The following is a 22,629-nucleotide window of genomic DNA, read 5'->3' on the forward strand; positions in this document are numbered from 1 at the left end:
GAACTGAGCGCAATTCTTATAGACCACACCGCTCCACAAGCTCTTCAGCACCCATCGCCGGTGCCCCGCACGTACGGTTGCGGCACACATAGGCACAGGCCTGCCCCGCGAGGGCGGACTTGTCCTTGCCGATGGGCACATCCGCGGCGAAAGCCAGGACCCGTGCCGGCAGGTAATGTCGCTGCAGGTCCTGCACCATAGCGTTTGCGGCCGAGCGTTCGCCAGCGACAACGATACTGATCGGGCCACGCTGCAGGAAATCCTGCGCTGCCAGCAGATGGGCAAAGCCGAAAGGGTTCTGCGCGGCTGCGGCGCGGTACATCGCGAACACTTGCTCGGCACGCTCGCGGTAGAGTTCGCGGCCGGTCAGCTCGTAGAGCCGCAAGAATGCGAACACGCTCGTCGAGGTCCCCGATGGCCAGGCATTGTCCTGTGGCGCGCGCGGCCTGTGCACCAGGGGTTCGCCGTCGCTGGGGGTGAAGTAAAGCCCCTCCTCCCAGAACTTGTCGAGGATCAGCTCGACCAGCTGTGTGGCGCGTTCGAGATAACGCCGGTCAAAGCCGCATTCGTAGAGATCGAGCAAGGCGTTGGCAAGGAAGGCGTAGTCTTCGAGAAAGCCCGGAACCTTGGCCGTGCCTTCCCGCCAGGCCCGGTAGAGGCCGCCTTCGGGCGTCGAAAGGTGCTGTTGGATGAAATCGGCGGCTTTTCTCGCGGCATCCAGGTGGGCCGGGGTTCCTGTCGCCTGGTAGGCGGCGCACAGGCCCTGGATCATCAGGGCATTCCAACCGCTGAGGATGTTCTCGTCACGCCCCGGCCGGACACGCTGGGCACGCGCCGCCAACAGCTTGTTGCGCAGGCCCTGCAGTTGCAGTTCCTGGCCGGTGTCGAATACCGCATCGCGGTGCAGTACGGTGCTGCCATGTTCGAAGTTGCCATTGGCGGTCACACCATAGGCCCGGCAGGCCAACGCGGCGTCCGTATCGCCGAGCTCAGCCTTGATCTGTGCAGGTGTCCACACATAGAACTTGCCTTCTTCGCCTTCGCTGTCGGCGTCTTCGCTGGCATAGAAGCCGCCCAGCGGGTGGGTCATGTCACGCAGGGTGTAGTCGATCGTCTCCTCGAACACCCGCCGCCAGGCCGCTTTACCGGTCACGCGGTAGGCATCGGCATAGAGCTTCACCAGCTGGCCGTTGTCGTAGAGCATCTTTTCGAAATGGGGCACGGCCCAGCGTTCATCCACGCAGTAGCGAGCGAAGCCGCCGCCCAGGTGATCGTAGAGCCCGCCGGCGGCCATGCGATCGAGGGTCAGCTCCAGGGACTGCAGCAAGTCCGGTTCATGCAGGCGCTGATAAACACGCAGGACCAGATCATGGCAGGCCACGTTGGGAAACTTGGGGGCATTGCCCAGGCCGCCATGCACCGGGTCGGTGTTTCTGGCGAACAGCCGGGCGGCGGCGGCCGGCTGGTCTTGCTCCAGGGGTGTATCGCCCTCCAGCATGAGCTTGTCCATGACGCCGTAGCCTTTGAGGAGTTGCTCGACGTTCTGCTGCAGTACCTCGCGGTTGTTCCGCCAGGCTTCGCTGAGCCCTTGCAGGAGCTGGCTGAACCCCGGCCGACCATGACTCTCCTGCGGCGGGAAGTAGGTGCCGCCGAAGAAGGGTTCGCGTTGCGGGGTGAGGAACACCGTCAGCGGCCAGCCACCGCCTTGTCCCATCATCTGCACGACCTGCTGATAGATGTCGTCCAGGTCCGGCCGCTCCTGGCGGTCAACCTTGATATTAATGAAGCGCTCGTTCATCAGGTGCGCGATCTGCGGGTTCTCGAATGACTCGTGAGCCATCACGTGACACCAGTGGCAGGCGGCATAACCCAGCGACAGGTGGACGGGCTTGTCTTCGCTGCGTGCGCGGTCGAACGCCTCCTCGCCCCAGGGATACCAATCCACGGGATTCTCGGCATGCTGGCGAAGGTACGGTGAAGTTTCCCTGGCGAGTCGATTGCTCATGGCTGGTTCCTCACACTGCTTTTTCACAACATACCGAGCTGCAGGCGCGCGGCATCGGACATACGGCTTTGATCCCAGGGCGGCTCCCAGACGATCTCAACGAAGACCTGGCTGACCCCGGGCAGGCTCTGGACCTTGGTGCGCACCGCCTCCTTGAGCATGTCACTCATGCCGCAGCCGGGCGCGGTCATGGACATCTTGATCTCGACGCGCTGGCCGCCGCTGTCCAGCCCATGGGTTTGACAGTCGTAAATCAGCCCGAGATCGACCACATTGACCGGCAACTCCGGGTCGTAAACGTTACGCAGGATGTCCAGCACCTGCCGGACGTCGACGTTCTGTCTCAGTCGGTTCGGGTTGTCGAACGTAAAGCCCGCGCCACGCAGTTCTTGCACGAAGTCGATGGACAGGCCATCGGCCCTTCCTGCGCTCGCCGGATCGAGCAACAGACGGATGCCGTCGCTGTTCACGACGATATCGCCCTCGGCGTCGGGTTCGAACAGCAATTCATGGGCAAAATGCTCGTCGATCCTGAGCCGCACCGACAGCCCGCTTTCATCTGCCAGGGCAGCGTGCAGGATTTGCCGCGCCGAATCGCTGAGGTGAATGCCGGGAATGAGCGGATAGGTCGTCATGGCTTATTCCGTCGAGACCGCTTCGCCGCCGCCTTCGAGGGCACTGCGCAATGTGTGCCAGGCCAGGGTCGCGCACTTGACCCGCACCGGGAACTCCCAGACCCCGGAAAGCACCGCCAGTTTGCCGAGCTCCTCGGGTGTCACCCGGGCATTCGGCCCCTCGGTGAGCAGCGCATGCACACGGCCGAAAAGTACCAGTGCCTGCTGCGTTGTTTGCCCCTTGACCGCCAGGGTCATCAGCGATGCCGAGGCTTGAGAGATGGCGCAGCCGGCGCCCTGGAAGGCAATGTCGGCGATCACGCCGTCGGCCAGCTTGATGTAGATCCTGAGATCATCGCCGCACAGCGGATTGAAGCCTTGCGCCGTGCAGGTGGCGTCCGGGAGCTCGCGAAAATTACGCGGCCGCTTGCCGTGGTCGATGATCACGTCCTGGTAGAGGTCGCGCAGTTCGTCGCTGCTCATCGGAACACCTCCTGGACCTTGGCCAGGCCTGCGACCAAGCCGTCGATGTCCTGCTCGTTGCTGTAGCAACCCAGGGAGGCTCGGGCGGTGGCGGCCAGGCCGAAACGGTTCATCAAGGGCTGCGCGCAGTGGTGCCCGGTGCGGATCGCGATGCCCTCACGGTCGAGGATGGTACCGATATCGTGCGGATGAATGCCGTCGAGGACGAACGAGAGCACGCCGACCTTCTGCGCCGCGGTACCGATCAGCCTGAGACCGGGCACCGCCGCGAGCGCCTTCTGTGCGTAGGCCAGCACCCTCTGCTCGTGGGCAGCGATGGCCTCCGGGCCAAGCGCTGCAAGGAAGTCGATCGCAGCGCCCAGGCCGATCGCGCCGACCATGTTCGGCGTCCCCGCTTCGAACTTGTACGGTGGTTTGTTGTAGATCGTCTTCTCGAAGCTGACCGATAGGATCATGTCGCCACCGCCCTGATAAGGCGGCATGGCGTCGAGCAGCTCGCGGCGGCCGTAGAGCACGCCGATGCCGGTGGGGCCATACATCTTGTGGCCCGACAGGGCATAGAAGTCGCAACCCAGCGCGCGTACGTCGATCTTCAGGTGCGGGGCTGCCTGGGCGCCGTCGATCAACACGCGCGCACCCTGGGCATGGGCCAGCTCGACAATGCGCCGGATCGGGTTGATGGTGCCAAGCACATTCGAGACGTGGGTGACGGCCACCAGCCGGGTCCTGGGTCCGATCAGTCGCTCCAGCTCATCGAGCAACAGTTCGCCTGCATCGTCGATGGGAGCCACCCGCAACCGGGCGCCGGTCTGCTCGCAGAGCATCTGCCAGGGCACGATGTTCGAGTGGTGCTCCATGGCGCTGATCAGCACCTCGTCGCCATCACGCAGCTGTGCCTTGCCATAGGTTTGCGCCACAAGATTGACCGCTTCGGTGGTGCCGCGCACGAAGACGATCTCCTCCACGTGCTCTGCGTTGAGGAAGCCTTGCACCTTGCTCCGGGCCTTCTCGTACTCCTCGGTGGCACGCACCGAGAGGTAGTGCACGCCCCGGTGCACATTGGCGTTCTCCTGCAGGAAGAAGTGCGACATCGCCTCGATGACCGCCAGCGGTTTCTGGCTGGTCGCGGCGCTGTCGAGGTAAATCAGCGGTTTGCCATAGATCTGCTGCGCGAGGATCGGAAACATCCGGCGCACGCGTTCGACGTCGTAGCCCGCCGTAAGGTGCAGCGTCTGAACACCGCTTTGCAGGTCACTCACGCTGCCACCTCCAGGCCCCGCAGTTGCGCGGTAACCAATTGCTCCACATGGGCCCGCAACGGCGCCGGACCAATGCGTTCCAGCAGCTCGCTGACGAAGGCAAAGGTCAGCAGAGACCGCGCCTGCGCCTCGGGAAGCCCCCGTGAACGCAGGTAGAAAACGGCCTGTTCATCCAGTTGGCCGACGGCAGCGCCGTGGGCGCACTTGACGTCATCGGCCAGGATCTCCAGGCGTGGCTGGGTGTTGGCCTGGGCCGTCGCCGATAACAAGAGGGTCTTGATGGTCTGGCTGGCGTCCGTCTTCATCGCGCCCGGCCGCACGATGATGCGCCCGTCGAAGACCCCATGCCCGCGATCGTCGACAACGCCCTTGTAGAGCTCGCGGCTGGTGCAGCGCGGCGCCAGGTGTTCGATGGTCGTCTGGTTGTCCAGGTGTTGCACGCCCCGGGGCAGGTACAGGCCGTTCAGGGCGACCTGGGCGCCGGGGCCTTCGAGCACGACCCGCACTTCCTGGCGTGCCAGGGCGGCGCCGAGCGCCCAGGAGTGGCCGGTAAAGGCGCTACCCTCAGCCTGGCGCACGCTCAGCAGAGCGACATGGAAGGCTGCCCTGCTCTCGTTCTGCACCTTGTAGTGCTCGAGCGCAGCGTCCGCTTCGAGCACCACTTCACTGACGGCATTGCTGAAGTACACCTCGCCCTCGATGCCGGCATGGCTTTCCACCAGGGTCGCGCGGCTGCCGGCCCCCATCTGCACCAGGACGCGGGTATGCATCACTTGCGGAGCAACGCCCGCGGCTGCCAGGAACACAAGATGAATCGGTGTCTCGACCGTCGTCCCGGCGGGGATGCGCACCAGCGCGCCCTCCTCGGCGAGGGCCGTATTGAGCGCGGTGAAGGCCTGCGGCCGGGTTTGGAAGGCATGCCCGAACAGCCCTTCGAGTGCCCCGCTGTCGGCAAGCAGTTGCGGTGCTAGGTGGCTGACCTCGATGCCTGGCGGCAGCCCGTCGAGTTCGGAAAGTCCAGCGTCGAAATAGCCATTGAAAAAGACCAGGCACGGGCCACCGTAGTCGCCGACGAGCGCCTCGACCTGGGCGGCGGACCAGCGGGGCCCAGGTTCGGCCAACTGGAACGGGATCTCCAGGATTGGCGCGACGCGGGTGTACTTCCAGGCTTCGTCCCTGGCTGTGGGAAAACCGTGTTCGGCCACCCATTGCAAGGCTGCGTGGCGCAGTGCCTGCAGCCAGGCGGGATGCCGGGCATCGATCCGGGGCTCCAGCCCTGCGAGGAAGGCAGTCATGTCTTGGCTCCTGGCCCCATTGCGGCCTGCTCGTAGCTCCCATAGCCATGCTTCTCGAGTTGGAGGGCCAGGTCCTTGTCGCCGGACTGTTCGATCCGGCCGTTGGCCATGACGTGGACACGATCCGGGACGATATAGTCGAGCAGGCGCTGGTAGTGAGTGATGACCAACAGCGCGCGATCCTTGCTTCGCAGGGCGTTGACGCCGGCCGCGACGGTGCGCAGTGCGTCGATGTCCAGGCCCGAGTCGGTCTCGTCGAGGATGGCCAGCCGGGGTTCCAGAATGGCCATCTGGAAGATTTCGTTGCGCTTCTTCTCGCCCCCCGAGAAGTCGACGTTGACGCTGCGGTTCATGAAGCTCGGGTCCATCTCGACCAGCGCCATGCGTTCCTTGGCCAGCTCGAGGAAATCCATGGCATCGAGTTCTTCGAGCCCGCGCTGCTTGCGCACGGCGTTGAGGGCCGTGCGCAGGAAATACAGGTTGCCGACGCCGGGGATCTCCACCGGGTACTGGAATGCGAGGAAGATGCCGGCGACCGCGCGCTCCTCAGGCGTCATGGCGAGCAGGTCCTGACCGTCGTAGAGTACCTGGCCGCTGACCTGGTAGGTGTCGACCCCCGCCAGCACCTGGGCCAATGTGCTCTTGCCCGAGCCGTTGGGTCCCATGATCGCATGCACTTCGCCGGCTTCGATGCGCAAGGTGATGCCCCGCAGGATTTCGCGGCCTTCGACACCGGCGTGCAGATTCTTGATGTCCAGCATGCTTCACCCCGGGCGTCAGCCCACGCAGCCCTCCAGGCTCACACCCAGCAATTTCTGGGCCTCCACCGCGAACTCCATCGGCAGCTCCTTGAGCACCTCGCGGCAGAAACCGTTGACGATCATCGGCACCGCATCCTCCTCGCGAATACCGCGCTGCCGGCAATAGAAGAGTTGCTCATCGCTGATTTTCGACGTGGAGGCCTCGTGCTCGACCTGGGCACTCGGGTTCTTCACCTCGACGTAGGGAAATGTATGCGCGCCACACTGGCTACCGAGCAGCAGCGAGTCGCACTGGGTATGGTTGCGGGCGCCGGTCGCGCCCTTCTGGATCTTGACCAGGCCGCGGTAGGTGTTCTGCCCATGGCCGGCGCTGATCCCTTTGGACAGGATGGTGCTGCGCGTGTGCCGGCCGATATGGATCATTTTGGTGCCGGTGTCGGCCTGCTGGTAGTTGGCGGTCAGGGCGACCGAGTAGAACTCGCCGACCGAATAGTCACCCTGGAGAATCACCCCCGGATACTTCCAGGTGATGGCCGAGCCGGTTTCCACCTGGGTCCAGGAAATTTTCGAGTGCGCGCCTGCGCACTTGCCGCGTTTGGTGACGAAATTGAAGATGCCACCACGCCCTTGCGCATCGCCCGGGTACCAGTTCTGCACCGTGGCGTACTTGATCTGGGCGTTATCCAGCGCCACCAGCTCGACCACCGCCGCGTGCAGTTGATTGTTGTCGCGCATCGGCGCGGTGCAGCCTTCGAGATAGCTGACGTAGGCGCCCTCCTCGGCGACGATCAGGGTGCGCTCGAACTGACCGGTATCGGCGGCATTGATGCGAAAGTAGGTCGACAGTTCCATGGGGCAGCGCACGCCCTTGGGCACATAACAGAAGGAGCCATCGGAAAATACCGCCGAATTCAGCGTGGCAAAGAAGTTGTCGCTGTAGGGCACCACCGAGCCCAGGTACTTGCGCACCAGTTCCGGATGGTTCTGCACCGCTTCAGAGAAGGAACAGAAAATCACACCGACTTCGGCGAGCTTGTGCTTGAAGGTGGTCGCCACCGAGACCGAATCTACTACCGCATCCACCGCAACGCCGGTCAGGCGTTCCTGCTCGGCGAGCGAGATGCCGAGCTTGCCGAACATCTCGCGCAGCTGTGGATCGACCTCGTCGAGACTTTTCGGCCCCGGCGTTTTCGGCTTGGGTGCCGAGTAATAGATGATGTCCTGGTAGTCGATGGGTTCGTAGTGGACGTTCTGCCAGCTTGGCTCGCGCATGGTCAGCCAATGGCGAAAGGCTTTCAGGCGCCAGTCCAGCAGCCACTGCGGCTCGTTCTTCTTGGCCGAGATCAGGCGGATAACGTCTTCATTGAGCCCGCGTGGGGCAGCGTCGCTCTCGAGGTCGGAAACAAAGCCGTACTTGTACGCCTGGCTGCTGAGCTCGCGGATCCTGGCATTGTCGGTGCTCATTGCAGATTCCTCCTGCCGTTGGCAGGACGATTCGATCGTTTAACTATACTCCATCTCGATTTTTGACAAGCATGTTCTTTTTAAAGCATATAAACGATATAAATCATTTGCTTATAAATAATTGTTAATCCTCTGGCTCACGTACGAGAATGTCGTCGCCGTCCAGCCGGACCTCGAATTGCTCCACGCTGTAGGCCGACTCCGTGAGGCATTCACCGCTGATGACATCGAACTCGTAGGCATGCCTGGGGCAGGTCACGATGCTGCCGCAGAGCTCGCCCTCTCCCAGCGGGCCGTCCTCATGGGGGCAGGTGTTGTGGATGGCGAAGTAGCGACCGTCCACGTTGAACAGCGCGATGGGCGTGCCCTTCAGGTCCAGGGTCTTGCCGGTACCCGCCTGGATGTCGCCAACGCGGGCGACCTTGACGAACTCACTCATGACGTCACCCCGCGCCCCATTCTTCATAAGGCTCACCTGGTTTTACGGTAGGTACCGATCAATTCGGCCTGTTCCAGGACATGACCGCGCATCGCGTTTTCCAGTTGGGCCTTGATGGGCTGCTTCAGGTCGGGCAAGACGGTGTCCAGCGCGTAGAGCTTGTGAAAATACCGATGGGTGCCGACAGGCGGACAAGGTCCACCGTAGCTGGCGTTCTGCCAGTCGTTGAGCCCCAACAGCGTTCCAGGCGGCAGCGCGTGTACGTTTTCGGGCAGTTCCGTGGTCCCTGCGGGCAGGTTATAGAGCACCCAGTGGACCCAGGTCATTTTGGGAGCCGCAGGGTCCGGCGCGTCCGGGTCGTCCACGATCAGCACCAGGCTCCTGGTGCCTGGCGGTGCACCGCGCCAGGCCAAGGGGGGAGACACATCCTTGCCTTCACAGGTGTAGAGCACCGGTATCGCACCCTGGGCATGAAAAGCGGGAGAATCGAGCACAAGTGGCATGACCGCTACCTCCTTTTGACGTGAGTTTGACCACAGACGCGATGTCGCGCTGGCAATCCCCCACTGTCCCCGATAACAAAACTATAGCTGCGCCACGACGAGTCACGACAGTCGGGAATCGTCGGGCGTTTGCACAATGCCTAACGCACTTTGCGCAACAGAAAATGCGACAACGCCGGAATCAGCACCAGTGCACCCACCATGTTCCAGATGAACATAAACGTCAGCAAAATCCCCATGTCCGCCTGGAATTTGATCGGTGACCAGGCCCAGGTAATCACGCCGGCGGCCAGGGTGATCCCCACCAGCGCGACCACCTTGCCGGTAAAGGCGACCGAGTTCTTGTAGGATTCGGTCAGGGACAGGCCCGCACGTTGCTGAGCCAACTGCACGCTGAGCAGGTACAGCGCGTAGTCCACGCCAATGCCCACACCGAGCGCGATCACCGGCAAGGTGGCTACTTTTACGCCCATGTCCAGCCAGACCATCAAGGCCTCGCAGAGAATTGACGTCAGCATCAAGGGTACCACTGCCACCACCACCGCACGCCAGCTGCGAAAGGTGATGAAGCACAGCACGATCACCGCGCCATAAACGTAGAACAGCATGGTGCGGTTGGCTTCACGCACCACGATGTTGGTCGCCGCTTCGATCCCGGCGCTGCCGGCGGCGAGCATGAATTGACGCTCACCGTTGCTGTGTTCGCGAGCGAAGGCGTCGGCCACTTTCACCACATGGTCCAGGGTCTCGGCCTTGTGGTCCGAAAGGTAAGCCACGATGGGCATCATCGAGCAATCGTTGTTGAACAGATCCGGATTGCTGACCGAAGCCTGTTGCGCGCCGTAGTTGAGTACGTCCTGGTTGCGTGCGATGGTCAGCATCTTCGGGTTGCCCTCGTAGGAGCCCGCGGTGATCTGGCGCACGGCGTTGACCAGCGACACCGTGGTCTGCACGCCCGGTTGTTGTTGCAGCAACCAGCCCAGACGGTCGGCCTCGACCAGGGTCTCGTATTTCAGGCAGCCTTCGCTGGGGGTCTTGAGCATGATCGCGAACTGGTCGCTGGACAGCGAATAATTCGCGGTGATGTAGGCGTTGTCGCGGTTGTAGCGCGAGTCCGCGCGCAACTCAGGAGCGCCCGGGTCGAGGTCACCGATCTTCAAGTGCGTACTGACCATGAAGCCGCCCACCGCCAGCAGGCCGGCGACTGTCACCGCAATGGTGGCCCAGCGGCGCTCGGTAAAGCGGTCGAGGAAACTCCAGAGATTGCCCAGGCCCTTGCCACACAGCTCCTTGTCTTCCTTGCGCAGGCTGCGGGCGGCGGCGCTGCGGCTCACGCCCCAGTAGGACAGCAGCACCGGCAACAGCACCAGGTTGGTGAAGATCAACACCGCCACACCGATACTGGCAGTCACGGCCAGATCCTGGATGACCGGGATATCGATCAGCATCAACACGGCAAAGCCGACCGCATCGGCGAGCAACGCCGTCAGCCCGGCGAGGAACAGTCGGCGGAAGGTGTAGCGCGCAGCGATGAGTTGATGGGTGCCGCGCCCGACATCCTGCATGATCCCGTTCATCTTCTGCGCGCCATGGGACACGCCGATGGCGAAGACCAGGAACGGCACCAGGATCGAGAACGGATCGAGTGCATAGCCCAGCAACGTGACCAGCCCCAGCTGCCAGGCCACCGCGATCGCTGAACAGAGGATCACCAGCGCGGTACTGCGTACGCAGCGGGTGAAGTAAAAGATGATGGCGGTGGCGATCAACGCGGCGGCGGCGAAGTACATCATGACCTGCATCAAGCCATCGATCAGGTCACCGACCAGTTTGGCGAAGCCGATCACGCGGATCTTGATCGGGCCGTTGCCCTCCTCTCCAACACCGTGAGCCCTGGCCGAACCTGCGAACTCATACTTGTTGCGCAGTTTCTCCTCGAGCACGCGCGAAAAGCTGTGGTAATCGATGGGCTTGCCCGTAACGGCATCCGTCTCCAGCAGCGGCACGAAAATCATGCTCGACTTGAAGTTATTGCCGATCAGGCTGCCAACGATACCGGAACGGGCGATATTCAGGCGCAGTTGCTCGACGCTCTTGCTCGAGCCGTCGTAGGAGTCGGGCATCACCGGCCCGCCCTGGAAGCCCTCCTCGGTCACTTCGGTCCAGCGCACAGCGGGTGTCCATAGTGACTTCATCCACGCGCGGTCGACGCCCGGGGTCACGAACAATTCGTCGTTGATTTCCTTCAAGGCGTCCAGGTACTGCGGGTCGAAAATATCGCCATCGCTGCTTTCCACCACCACCCGTACGGCGTTGCCCAGCCCGCGCAGGGCCTGGCGGTTTTCCAGGTAGTTCTTGATGAACGGCTGGCTCTGGGGAATCATTTTCTCGAAGCTGGCGGTGAGCGTGAGCCGGGTCGCCGCGAAGTAGCCCAGCACCAGGGTCACGATCAGGCAAGCCAGCACCACCAACAGGCGGTTGTTGAAGATCAGGCGTTCGAGCAGGTTGCCGGAGCGGGCGTCAAAGCCCTTGAGCTCCTTGACCACCGGCATCGTATCGAGTTCGTAGTTACCCATATCGTTTCTTGTCTCTTTTGTTATACGCAAGTGGGCTTATTCGAGGGGCAGCTGACGCAGGCCGCGCGCACCGGCGAGCACCAGTGCGCCTGACGCAGAGACCTGCGCCGCAGCCACCGGGGCCAGGCCGTTTTGCGGCTGCAGCTTGAAGCTGGCGCCATCGTCGGTACTGACCAGCACATGGCCGGCCTGGCTGAGCAGGATGATTCGCCCGTCCGGGGTGACGGTACTGGCGGTGATGCTCAGGGGCAGGCCGAGGTCGACCTTGTTCCAGTTGGCACCCGCATCGACGCTGCGATAAACAGTGCCGCGCAGGCCAAACACCAGCAACGCACCAGGCTTGCCAGTGATGCCGAAGAATGTGCCCTTGTAAGGCAAGGGGGTTGCGTTGAAGCGTTGCGTCGCGGAGTCGAGCTTGAGCACCAGGCCTTGTTCACCGACGATAAACAGGTCGCTGCCGACCGGGCGTAATGCATAGAGGTTCAGTGCACTGGGGTTTTCCGTGCGGTCCAGCCAGGGAGTCCAGGTAACACCACCGTCGTCGGTGCGGAAAATCAGGTTGAAGGCGCCGACTATGTAGCCAACGCGCTCGTTTTCGAACCACACATCGAGAAACGGCTTGTCTGCGCCTTCCTCGCTCATGTGCTGAGCCTCGGCGACCCGCGTCTGCAAGTCGGTGTTTTCGGGCTGTGCGGCGGCCAGGCGCTGGTAGTGCGCGAGCATGATCGGCCCGACCTGACGTCCATCGAACTGGCGGTGCCAGGAAAGGCCTGCATCGCTGCTGTGCAGGACTACACCATCGTGTCCAACCGCCCAACCTTGCTGCACCGTTGGAAAATGCACGGCAACCAAATCGGAAGCGACCGGAACACTGGCTTGCTGCCAGTGCCCACCCGCATCGTCGGAGTAAAAAATGTGACCGCGCTGGCCGACAGCAACCAGGCGCTTACCGGCAGTCGCCAGCCCCGTGAAGATGCCATGCACGGCCTTTTGTGTCTGGATTGCCGGCTGGTCGAGGGTATCGACGAAGTCCGCAGCACTCACGGCCCGAGTAAAAGGCAGTGCCAGCGCCACGCCGAGTGCGGTGAGCACGATCCACCTGAATTTAGTCATACGTGTTTCCCGGATAAAAAAGCCACCGGGAGGCGTACAGTCCCCCCGATGGCAAAACCCGCCATGGAGTTCGGTTAACGGATACCCGCGCCGGCGAGCGACTCTGGAACCCACTGGGCCTTGGACAGTGGCTCGATGTACTTCAGGCCACCGTAAGGGCCGTAGTAGCCGTTGATGTTGTAGGCGCCGGAGACGAAGTCATAGAGCATGTGGTTGAGCGAGTCCGGTGCCTGCACGTCATAGCTCTGGGTCAGGTGGGCAAAGCCGCCGCGATAGAGCTGGCCACGGGCGTCATACTCATCGGAGGCCAGGGCGATCCAGCTGTCCTCGTCAAGGTAGAAGGTACGCTTGCTGTAGATGTGGCGTTTGCCTGGCTTGAGCGTCGCCTCGACGACCCAGACACGATGCAGTTCCCAGCGCATCAGGTCAGGGTTGACGTGGTGCGGCGTGGTCACCTCGGCCGCTTTCTCGTGGTAGCTCAGCTTGTAGGTGTTGTACGGAACGTACATCTCCTTCTTGCCGACCAGTTTGAAGTCGTAACGGTCCAGTGCGCCGTTGAACACGAAAGCATCGTCGTAGGTCGCAGCCCCCATCGTGCCCGGGTTCGGCGTATCGTAGGCCAGATCCGGCGCCAGCTTGACCCGGCGTTGCCCGGGCAGGTACTGCCAGGCGCGCCGCGGTTGTTTCATCGGGTTGACCGCATCCATGATCAACACAGCCTCGCCAGCACGGCGGGCGGGCCCGGTGTACTGCAACTTGATCTTGTAGAAGATTTCATCGGATGCGACTGTCCCTGCCGGACGATTCGGCGCGTACAGCGGGTACTCCACATTGACGTTGCCGGTGGTGCTCAGCGCGGCGACGCCAGAAGAATCGACGTTCCAAGAGTCGTACTTGGTATTGAAGCCGGCGCCCTGGTAGCGCAACAGATGGTTCCACATCGCTTCATTGCCATCGGCGGGGATCGGAAACGGCACGCCGGGCAAGGTATTTTCCAGGGCCAGACCGCCCTCGGCAGTCTTCGCGTTCAGGGCGTTTTTCGCGGTGTTTTCCAGCACTTGCGGTGACAGCGCGACGGTACGGTGGGTCGGGTAGACATCGACGCGATAGGACGGGTAACGCTTGAGCAGTTCCTGGGTCGAAGCGGTGAGCTTGCCGGCGTACTGGGCGGCATTCTTGCCATCGATCACCAGCGACGGCTTCTCGCCCTCGAAGGGGTCGGGACGAAAGGAGCTGCCTTTCTTGAAGCTGGCCGGTGGCGTGGTGAGGCCACCGGTGTAGGCCGGGATGCTGCCGTCGGCATTGCCGGCTTTTTCGGCGCCGACTGGCGTCAGGGTGGTGCCCAGCCTGGCAGCCTGGTCCGGGGATACGGCCGCATGGGCGGCACTTGCGACGGCCAGCGCCAAGGTGGTGGCCAATAGTGATTTGACGAATTTCATGGGGTGTCTCCTGTTGCGGGGCAACGGTTCGATCAGATAGTCGTTTTGAAGGTAAAAGTGACCATGCCGCGATCCTTGAGCTGGGCCGGTGTGCCGCCGAAGGCGGTGGCTTGACCAGGCGTGCAGTTGTACTGACCGTTGGCACCCGGCGCAGCGCCGTCCCCCTGGTTGCCAGCGTTGCCTGGTGAGTTGCAGGTATCGAACGGGCCGAAGTTGTCCACGTACTTCAGGTCGAAGCGATATTGGTTGTGCACGTCCATGCCGACGCCGAGCGAATAGCTGCCAGCGTCCTCGTTACCGCCTAGTTGGACGGCGGAATTGCCGTTGAGGCCGACGTTGTAGGTAACCGGCATGAACATGTCGATGCCGGGGAAGACCTGGTACCAGGTCGGGTTGAAGTTGACGCCCAGCAGGTAGTTGTCTTTGGTGACCTTGTCGGTGCCGTGGTACCAGTCCTCGCCCTTGAACAGCTGCTTGTTGTCGGTCACGTCCAGCCAGCGGCTGTAGGCGAGTTCGACCAGCAGCGAAGCGCTGTCCCAGACCGGCGTGGCACCGAAAGTGGAAAGCCCGTTGAGCACGGCGTGCACGGTGTTGCCGCGCGCCACGCCGTTGTCGCCATCGAAGCTGCCGATAAAACCGGGCAAGCGCGCGGCAGCCGCTGCCGGGCTGACGGTTGCCGGGACGCTGGACAGGGGCATGTTCTCGCGGTAGTTCACGTCCAGGCCGACGCTGACCCCGGCGATGTTCTTGGACAGGCTGATACCGTAGATATCGATGTCATCGACGTAGAACTGGTTGTAGCTGCCGGCCTTGCCGGAAATCAGCTGTGCAGGACCGATGGCGGTCGGTTGCAGGGCCAGGTTAGGCAGGATGTCGGAAGTGTTGCGGTAGTAGACACCCAGGGTGCCGTCCAGCCATTCCGGGCTCCACTTGGCCATCATGCCGAAGTCGCCATGCTTGTCGGGGGTGAAGGTGTGGCCATTGGTGAGGCGCAGAAACTGGTTGGCACCGATCGGCCCGGGGCGCCCGAAGAACGGATTGAGGCCGCCGATCAGCGACAGGTTGTGCCCGCCGTTCTGGATGCCGTCGTTGAAGCCCAGGTAAGTGCCGGACTCCGGCAAGCGTGAAGCGTCCCAGTCGAGGAAGTACTGGGCACCCAGGGTCAGCTCCGGGTTGATCGTCAGGCTGGTGGACAGCTGGTTGCGCGGGATGAACAGCTCCTTGGCTTCGGTGCCCGGCACCGACAATGCCTTGGTAATGTCCAGGCCGGACTGGCCATAGCTGTTGCCATGGGCGAAGGCCAGGATGCTCTCGCCCCAGTACTGGGTGTGCTTGCCAAGCTTGGCGCTGAGCATCGACTCTTCGCCGAGTTCCGTGCTGCCGAAGACGAAGGCATCGAGGATTTCGGCTGACGGGCCGTTGTAGTAGCGATCGACGTAACCGCTCACATGGCGCGAGTCCGGCCTGCCGTTGTTGAGCTGGTTGGAGGCGGCGTTGTCACTGCCGACATTGTCGTAGGCATGGTCGTACCAAGTGTCGGCACTGACACGAAAGCCGACCTTCTGCTTGTAGACCACATCCAGCTCGGAGAGCACATCCAGACGCTGGGCCACCGCGCTGCCGGAAGAGAAGTTGCGGTTGCCATCGTTATTGTTCCAGGCATTGGCCAGCTTGCTGTTGGCGCTTTCCACCCGCTGGGCGTAGTTGAATTTGAAGGTATTGTCGAAACGTACCGACAGATCTTCATTGCCCGTGTCGAATTCGAAGGCCTGCACGGGCGTCATACCAAGTCCAGCCAGAATCGCCGAAGCCAGCAGCCCACGTCTCAAGTTTGGATGGCAGATCTTATTGTTGTTGTTCATCTAGCGTGCTCGCCTTCAGTGTTGATTCACGAGCACTCATTCAACGCGAGCCAAGGGTGGCGTGCCGGTCAATTGGGCCAAATCACCGGTCAGCACAGTGGTGGCAGTACCGGGTTCGCCCAGGCAGCTCCATGGACCGACGATTTGGCCCAATTGACCGGCCGCCTCTCCTGCATGGGCTGTACAACGACGGTCGACCGCTCCGGCCTGCGCCGGTAAAGCCCCGACCCTCCTGATAAGCAGAACCCATGAAAAAGACGATTCCCGTACTCCTGCTGCCCGCGCTGCTGGCGAGCGCGATCAGCCAATCCGTCCTGGCACAGGTCGAACCCAAACCTGCGCAGCCCGCGACCATCGCGGCCAACGCCGCGTTTGCCCGGACCCTGCCTACCCTGGATGCCGAGAGTGAGGCCGACATCAATCGCGGCTTTATCGCCAGCATCCCGGACGCCGAGACCCTGACGGCCGACGGCAAGGTGATCTACAGCCTGAAGGGATACGAGTTCCTGAAACCCGCCACGGGGCCGGCGACCGTCAATCCGAGCCTGTGGCTGCAGGCCCGAAAATCGATGGCCAATGGGCTCTACAAGGTCACCGAGGGCTTCTATCAGGTCCGCGGCATGGACCTGACCAACATGACCATCATCGAGGGCAAGACCGGCCTGATCATCATCGACCCATTGATGACCACAGAAACCGCACGTACCGCACTCGACCTCTACTACCAGCACCGGCCGAAGAAACCGGTGCTGGCGGTGATCTACAACCACAGCCACGTGGATCACTACGGTGGCGTCAAAGGCATTGTCGACGAAGCCGACGTCAAGGCGGGCAAGGTGCAGATCATCGCGCCGGTCGGCTTCATGGAGCACACGATTTCCGAGAACGTGATGGCCGGCAATGCCATGAGCCGGCGCAGCGAATACCAGTTCGGCACCACCCTGCCCCGGGGCGAACGCGGCCAGCTGGACCTGGGCGGGGCCAAGGCATTGCCGAACGGCACCATTACCCTGATCCCGCCTACCCGCGCAATCAGCCAACCGATCGAGCGCCTGGAAATCGACGGCGTGGAGATCATCAACATGCTCACACCGGGCACCGAGGCGCCGGCGGAAATGGTCCACTATTTTCCGCAACACAAAGTCCTGGACACCGGCGAACTGGCCCTGCAGACACAACACCAGTTGTTGACCCTGCGCGGTGCCGAAATCCGCGACAGCCAATCCTGGGCCAAGTACCTCAACGAGGCCTTGCAGCGCTTTGGCCAGGACGCCGAGGTCCTGGTCGGTCAGCACACCTGGCCGGTATTCGGCAAACAACGCGTCAACAATTACCTGAGCAAGCAGCGCGACCTCTACAAGTGGCTGCACGATCAGTCGCTGCGCCTGCTCAACAAGGGCTACAAGCCGGTGGAAATCGCCGACTACATGCGCCACAACGTGCCGGCGAGTCTGGCCAGCGAATGGTTCACCCAGGGTTACTACGGCTCTGTGCAGCGCAATGCCAAGGCGGTGTATCAGCAATACATGGGCTGGTACGACGGCAACCCGGCCAACCTCGACGCGCTGAACAATGCCGAGTATGGGCGCAAGTTCGTCGCCTACGCCGGCGGTGCAGAAGCACTGCTTCAGCGTGCCCGGACCGATTACGCCGCCGGCGAATACCGTTGGGTGGCCCAGGCCATGAGCTATCTGGTCGACGCCGAACCCACCAATCCGCTCGCTCTGGAGCTGTTTGCCGATGCCCTGGAGCAACTTGGCTACCAGACCGAGTCAGCCGTGGAGCGCAACGCCTACCTGACCGGCGCGATGGAACTGCGCAGCGGCGGCAAGAAAGTCCCGTCCCCCCTGCGCACGGCCAGCCCCGACACTATCCATGCGCTGTCCATCGAGAACATCTTCGACCTGCTGGGCGTGCGCTTGAATGCACCGAAGGCTGAAGGCAAGCGCATCGTCATCAATTGGAATTTCAGCGACAGCGGCAAGCAGTACCAGCTCAACCTGGAAAACTGCGCCCTGACCTATACGGCCGAGCGCATTGCCAGCAACCCGGATGCGACCTTGACCCTGACCCGGCCGACGCTGGACGCCATCATGGCCCAGCAGTTGTCGCCCAAGCAGGCCATCGAGAGCGGGGAGCTGAAGATCGAGGGTAATGCAGGGGCTTTCGCCAGCTTGCTGGGGTTGTTGGATGCGTTCTCGCCGAATTTCGAGATTGTGGTGCCTAATCCGCCGGCGCAATAGAGATTCACTCGTTCCCACGCTCCGCGTGGGAATGCAGGGAAAGACGCTCTGCGTCGTGACGCGGAGCGTCAGCGGAGGCATTCCCACGCAGAGCGTGGGAACGAGTTCATGCCTGCTGCCGATAATCCGTCGGCGACAACCCCGTCCAGCGCTTGAACGCCCGGGTAAAATTGCTGGTATCACTGAAGCCCAGCAAAAAGGTGATCTCCGTCACCGGTCGCGACGCCTGGCGCAGGTAACTGCAGGCCAGTTCCTTGCGCGTGTCATCGAGCAGCTGCTGGAAATGCGTGCCACGCTGCGACAGTTTCAGCTGCAGCTTGGTCGGGCTCATGCACAAGGCGCTCGCCACCCGGTCGCGGGTGCAATCGCCGTCGGGCAGGAACTCGATGATCTTCTGGGTCACGCCAGTGATCACATCGCTTTTATCCAGTTTTGCCAGATAGCCAATGATGATGTTGTCGTTGACCTGCGCCAGTTCCGGGCAGTCACCGGTGAGCGTCTGGGTCATGTCGCGCCTGGCAAAGACCACCAACCCGTTGGTCCGGGAAAAAATCACGGGAGCGCGATACAACGCCTCATAGGGCTCAGGTCCCTCGTGCGGGGCGGGCCGATGCAGCTCCAGCCGCAGCGGATTGAATTCGGGTTTGTACAGCAAGCGCATGGTGAGCAACAGAAAGCCGAAAAAGGCGTCTTCGGTCTCGCCGCTGATCTCGACCAGATACTCGAAATGCAAAAAAACCTTGTCGTCCTCTTCCAGGACCCTGACCTTGGCCACCTGCGAAACCAACCGGAAATAGCGTTCCAGCCGACGGCAGAAATCCATCAGCGTGCCGCTGGCGGCCAATGAGTAGCCCAGCGCGTGGAGGTGGGTCAGGTGGATGTACTTGGCGACAGTCAGGCCGAAATACGGGTTATTCGTGACATCCACGCACGCTCGGTACAGCCGGGTCATGGTGGTGGTGGGCAGGCGCGTCATCGGGTCGGTCGACGAACTCAGCGGAATGCCGAAGGCCTGGAAAATGCGCTTGCTGTCGACACCACTGGCGTCCAGCGCCCGGGCGATTGCCAGGGTGTAGCTGCTGATGGTCGTGGGCTCCAGCGCGTCGTCACGCAATGACGAGTCGGCACCGGTGGCTGGCCTGTCCGTTTTCAATCCTGACCTTCCCTATACGAAGTGACGAGTTCGAATACTCCCCCCGCTGACCTGCCCGGTCAATGCCGTTGCCAGGTGCGACTTGACCAATCCCTGCTGCTGTTCGGCCACCCCTGCTCCAGTGACCGGCGAATTGACTGTATTGACCAGTGCAGCCCGGCCCTTCTCCTGACAATGGCTGTTTTCTGCTTCGAATAAAGAGAACAAGTCATGAAGGAGAACGTTGTGTTCGATTACATCGTAATAGGCGGCGGCGCTGCCGGCTGCGTGGTCGCCAGCCGACTGTCGGAAGATGCGGACATTTCGGTCTGCCTGCTCGAGGCCGGAGGGCCCGACAGCAACCCATTAGTGCATATGCCTGCCGGCGTGGCGGCCATGGTGCCGACCTCGATCAACAACTGGCAATACCAGACTGTGGCGCAGTCCGGCCTTAACGGGCGCATCGGCTATCAGCCGCGGGGCAAGACCCTGGGTGGCAGCTCTTCGATCAACGCCATGGCCTACCACCGCGGCCACCCTGGCGACTTCGATCGCTGGGCGGCGCTGGGCAATCCGGGCTGGAGCTATCAAGAGGTGCTGCCATTCTTCAAGCGTGCCGAGCACAACGAGAACTTCAAGGACCCGCTGCATGGCCAAAATGGCCCGCTCAACGTGCGTTTCCAGGCCTCGCCCAACCCCTTCGGCGAAACCTTCGTCGAGGCGGGCCTGCAGGCGGGCTACCCGGCGTGCCCCGACCAGAATGGCGCAATCATGGAAGGCTTCGGCCGCGTGCAGGTGATGCAGAAAGACGGGCAACGCTGCAGTGCCGCCAAGGCCTACCTGACGCCCAATCGTGCACGCAAGAACCTGCACATCGAGACCCATGCCCAGGCCACGCGCATCCTGTTCGAGGGCAAACGTGCGGTAGGCGTCGAGTTCGTGCAGAACGGGGAGAAACGTGTGTTGTACGCCCGCTGCGAGCTGATCCTGAGTTCCGGTGCGTTCAACTCGCCTCAACTCCTGCTGCTGTCGGGCGTTGGCCCCACCGAAGAGCTGCACAAGTTCGGCATCCCAGTGGTGCATGAACTGCCGGGTGTGGGCAAGAACCTGGTCGACCATATCGACTATGTGCATTCCTACCGGGTCAAGTCCCGTAAGTTGCTGGGGCTGTCGCTGCCGGGGATCTGGGACATGGTGAAAGCGGGCTTCAGCTACTGGCGTAACCGCACCGGCCCGCTCACCAGCAACTTTGCCGAGGCCTGCGCCTTCGTCAAAACTTCAGCGCAAGTACCCCAGCCGGATATCGAGCTGGCGCTGACCATCGCCATGTTCGCGGACCACGGGCGCACCCTGTATCGCGGCCACGGCTTGAGCGTACATGCCTGCCTGTTGCACCCCAAAAGCGTCGGCCAGTTGACCCTGGCCAGCGCCGACCCGCTGGTTGCACCGCTGATCGATCCGGCGTTCCTGAACCATCCGGACGATATCGCGACCCTGGTCGAAGGCTACAAGATCATCCGCAAGGTCATGCAGACCCCGGCCTTCCAGGCGTTCAAGCCACGCGACGTGCTGGACACGCAGATGCATACCGATGCTGAAATCGAGCAGGTCATCCGCAACCGTGCCGACACCCTCTACCACCCGGTGGGCACTTGCAAGATGGGCACCGACGCCATGGCCGTGGTCGACGCGCGCTTGCAGGTCCACGGACTGGAGGGCCTGCGGGTGGCCGATGCCTCGATCATGCCTACCATTATCGGATGCAGCACCACAGCCGCGACCGTGATGATCGGCGAAAAGGCAGCGGACTTTATCCGCCAGGATCGTGCGGCCTCCACCTCGAAGGTGAATCATGAAACAACCGCCCTTGATCACCCGGCGTAACCTGCTTGTGCTCGCCGCTGCCACTGAATTCGCCACCGGCCTGGCCCTGCTGCTCGGCCCGGGACTGCTCAGCGACTGGCTGCTCGGGATCACGGCAACCGACCTGACCAACCTGTTTGCGCGGTGCTTCGGTCTCGCCCTGCTGGCGCTCGGGATGGCTTGCTGGCCGGGGCCGTCAACCGTCGGCGCCGCCCGGGGCATGCTGTTTTACAACGCTGCCATCGTTCTCTATCTGGCGTACCTGGGGTTGTTCGTCAGCCACGGCGTATTGCTGTGGCCGGCCGTGGCCTTTCACTTGTTGATGAGCCTGTTGCTGGGCCGTACATTTTTTTCGAAGGAGCAATAGCATGGGAGTTCTTGACGGCGTTCGCATCATCGAGATCGCCGGGATCGGGCCGGGGCCGTTCTGCGGCATGTTGCTGGCCGACATGGGCGCCGAAGTGATTCTGGTGGAGCGTGTTGGCGGCAAAGGCGCCGAAATGCTCAATCTGGGCAAGCACAGCATCGTCAATCGTGGAAAGCAATCGGTAGCCCTGGATCTCAAGGACCCGGCCGCGATCGAAGCGGTGTTGCGCCTGATCGAGGGCGCCGACGCGCTTATCGAAGGCATGCGTCCAGGTGTCATGGAGCGCCTGGGCCTGGGCCCCGAAGTGTGTCTGGCGCGCAATCCGCGCCTGGTCTACGGGCGCATGACCGGCTGGGGGCAGCAAGGACCCTTGGCCCAGGCGGCCGGCCATGACCTGAACTACATCGCCTTGTCCGGCGCCTTGTGGTTCAGCGGCGAAGCCGGCGAACCGCCCATGGCCCCGCCAACCCTGGTGGGTGACCTGGGCGGTGGCGCGCTGTACCTGGCGATGGGGATTCTGGCCGGGATACTGAACGTCAGCACCCATGGCGTCGGCCAGGTGGTGGATGCCGCCATCGTCGACGGCAGTGCCAACCTGATGAACCTGCTGCTGTCTGCCCACTCCGCCGGGCAGCAGCCGCTGGAACGCGGCTGCGGGCTGCTCGACGGCGCCCATTGGGGCCGGACCTATGCCTGCGCCGATGGCTTGTTTGTCAGCGTGCAAGCGCTCGAACCGCAGTTCAACACCCTGCTGTTCAACAAGCTTGGCCTGGGTGATGACCCGGACTTCAAGACCCCCTACGACCCGCGTCAGTGGGGCACCTTGCGCGAGCGCCTGGCGGCGATGTTCGCCAGCCAGCCACGGCAGCACTGGATCGATTTGCTCGAAGGCAGCGATGCCTGCTTCGCCCCGGTATTGACGCCGGCCGAAGCGCTTTCTCACCCGCACATGGCCGCTCGCGAAGTTTATTCGCGACCCAACGGCGTATTGCAGGCGGCGCCGGCACCGCGATTTTCGGCAACGCCTTCGAGTATGGGGGCGGTTCCACGGCGGGGTGAGCATAGTGCGCAGGTGTTGCGTAAGGCGGGGTTGAGTGAGGAGCAGATTCAAGAGTTGATCTAGCCCCCTTTGCTGTTACTCGTTCCCACGCTCCGCGTGGGAATGCAGTGACAGACGCTCCGCGTCGACCTTTGGAAGCGCGACGCAGAGC

18 protein-coding genes are annotated in these 22,629 nt (G+C 62.5%); 4 read left to right on the top strand and 14 right to left on the bottom strand.

What is annotated here, in order from left to right; all coding sequences use genetic code 11:
• Window positions 1–16: 16 nt before the first annotated feature.
• From F2S13_RS24470 to F2S13_RS24530, 13 genes are all read right to left on the bottom strand, one after another.
• On the bottom strand, window positions 17–2,005 hold the full coding sequence (locus F2S13_RS24470) for a thioredoxin domain-containing protein (protein ID WP_166365710.1): 1,989 nt from the start codon (window positions 2,003–2,005) through the stop codon (window positions 17–19).
• Between the two features lie 23 nt (window positions 2,006–2,028).
• Complete coding sequence (locus F2S13_RS24475; RefSeq protein WP_166365721.1) at window positions 2,029–2,640, bottom strand: iron-sulfur cluster assembly protein; 612 nt, start codon at window positions 2,638–2,640, stop codon at window positions 2,029–2,031.
• 3 nt (window positions 2,641–2,643) lie between these two features.
• Window positions 2,644–3,102 carry a Fe-S cluster assembly sulfur transfer protein SufU gene (gene sufU / locus F2S13_RS24480; RefSeq protein ID WP_166365723.1) on the bottom strand — a complete coding sequence of 153 codons (459 nt, stop codon included), beginning with the start codon at window positions 3,100–3,102 and terminating at the stop codon, window positions 2,644–2,646.
• Entirely contained in the window at window positions 3,099–4,361 is a 1,263-nt protein-coding gene (locus tag F2S13_RS24485; protein WP_166365725.1) for a SufS family cysteine desulfurase, read from the bottom strand. The genes sufU and F2S13_RS24485 overlap by 4 nt, the downstream gene beginning before the upstream one ends.
• Window positions 4,358–5,656 carry a Fe-S cluster assembly protein SufD gene (gene sufD, locus F2S13_RS24490; protein ID WP_166365727.1) on the bottom strand — a complete coding sequence of 433 codons (1,299 nt, stop codon included), beginning with the start codon at window positions 5,654–5,656 and terminating at the stop codon, window positions 4,358–4,360. The genes F2S13_RS24485 and sufD overlap by 4 nt, the downstream gene beginning before the upstream one ends.
• Window positions 5,653–6,417: a Fe-S cluster assembly ATPase SufC gene (gene sufC, locus F2S13_RS24495; protein ID WP_166365729.1), complete on the bottom strand. Its 765-nt coding sequence runs from the start codon at window positions 6,415–6,417 to the stop codon at window positions 5,653–5,655. The genes sufD and sufC overlap by 4 nt, the downstream gene beginning before the upstream one ends.
• A 15-nt stretch (window positions 6,418–6,432) precedes the next feature.
• Entirely contained in the window at window positions 6,433–7,881 is a 1,449-nt protein-coding gene (gene sufB, locus F2S13_RS24500; RefSeq protein ID WP_166365731.1) for a Fe-S cluster assembly protein SufB, read from the bottom strand.
• Window positions 7,882–8,005: 124 nt separating this feature from the next.
• Window positions 8,006–8,347 carry a Rieske (2Fe-2S) protein gene (locus F2S13_RS24505; RefSeq protein WP_178119050.1) on the bottom strand — a complete coding sequence of 114 codons (342 nt, stop codon included), beginning with the start codon at window positions 8,345–8,347 and terminating at the stop codon, window positions 8,006–8,008.
• Between the two features lie 5 nt (window positions 8,348–8,352).
• Window positions 8,353–8,823, bottom strand: coding sequence for a YbhB/YbcL family Raf kinase inhibitor-like protein (locus tag F2S13_RS24510; protein WP_166365733.1), 471 nt, complete (start codon window positions 8,821–8,823; stop codon window positions 8,353–8,355).
• Window positions 8,824–8,963: 140 nt separating this feature from the next.
• Entirely contained in the window at window positions 8,964–11,399 is a 2,436-nt protein-coding gene (locus F2S13_RS24515) for an efflux RND transporter permease subunit (protein WP_166365735.1), read from the bottom strand.
• A gap of 36 nt (window positions 11,400–11,435) precedes the next feature.
• Window positions 11,436–12,512 carry a WD40/YVTN/BNR-like repeat-containing protein gene (locus F2S13_RS24520; RefSeq protein ID WP_166365737.1) on the bottom strand — a complete coding sequence of 359 codons (1,077 nt, stop codon included), beginning with the start codon at window positions 12,510–12,512 and terminating at the stop codon, window positions 11,436–11,438.
• Window positions 12,513–12,586: 74 nt separating this feature from the next.
• Window positions 12,587–13,951, bottom strand: coding sequence for a DUF1329 domain-containing protein (locus F2S13_RS24525; RefSeq protein WP_166365739.1), 1,365 nt, complete (start codon window positions 13,949–13,951; stop codon window positions 12,587–12,589).
• Window positions 13,952–13,983: 32 nt separating this feature from the next.
• Window positions 13,984–15,813 carry a DUF1302 domain-containing protein gene (locus F2S13_RS24530; protein ID WP_166365741.1) on the bottom strand — a complete coding sequence of 610 codons (1,830 nt, stop codon included), beginning with the start codon at window positions 15,811–15,813 and terminating at the stop codon, window positions 13,984–13,986.
• Window positions 15,814–16,061: 248 nt separating this feature from the next.
• Here F2S13_RS24530 and F2S13_RS24535 point away from each other — a divergent pair, with 248 nt between their 5' ends.
• Window positions 16,062–18,056, top strand: coding sequence for an alkyl/aryl-sulfatase (locus F2S13_RS24535; protein ID WP_166365743.1), 1,995 nt, complete (start codon window positions 16,062–16,064; stop codon window positions 18,054–18,056).
• Between the two features lie 106 nt (window positions 18,057–18,162).
• Here the strand turns inward: F2S13_RS24535 and F2S13_RS24540 are convergent, their stop codons facing one another.
• On the bottom strand, window positions 18,163–19,209 hold the full coding sequence (locus F2S13_RS24540) for an AraC family transcriptional regulator (protein ID WP_166365745.1): 1,047 nt from the start codon (window positions 19,207–19,209) through the stop codon (window positions 18,163–18,165).
• 210 nt (window positions 19,210–19,419) lie between these two features.
• Here F2S13_RS24540 and F2S13_RS24545 point away from each other — a divergent pair, with 210 nt between their 5' ends.
• The 3 genes from F2S13_RS24545 to F2S13_RS24555 are packed head-to-tail and all read left to right on the top strand — an operon-like array spanning window position 19,420 to window position 22,541.
• The gene (locus F2S13_RS24545; protein WP_166365747.1) at window positions 19,420–21,072 is read left to right on the top strand and encodes a GMC family oxidoreductase; all 1,653 of its coding nucleotides are present in this window, start codon (window positions 19,420–19,422) and stop codon (window positions 21,070–21,072) included.
• Window positions 21,041–21,418 carry a hypothetical protein gene (locus tag F2S13_RS24550; RefSeq protein WP_166365749.1) on the top strand — a complete coding sequence of 126 codons (378 nt, stop codon included), beginning with the start codon at window positions 21,041–21,043 and terminating at the stop codon, window positions 21,416–21,418. Before F2S13_RS24545 ends, F2S13_RS24550 begins: the two co-directional genes overlap by 32 nt.
• A gap of 1 nt (window position 21,419) precedes the next feature.
• Window positions 21,420–22,541: a CaiB/BaiF CoA transferase family protein gene (locus F2S13_RS24555; protein WP_166365751.1), complete on the top strand. Its 1,122-nt coding sequence runs from the start codon at window positions 21,420–21,422 to the stop codon at window positions 22,539–22,541.
• Window positions 22,542–22,629 lie beyond the last annotated feature (88 nt).

The organism is Pseudomonas akapageensis, from assembly GCF_011355085.1.
In the GTDB taxonomy this organism is placed as follows: domain Bacteria; phylum Pseudomonadota; class Gammaproteobacteria; order Pseudomonadales; family Pseudomonadaceae; genus Aquipseudomonas; species Aquipseudomonas akapageensis.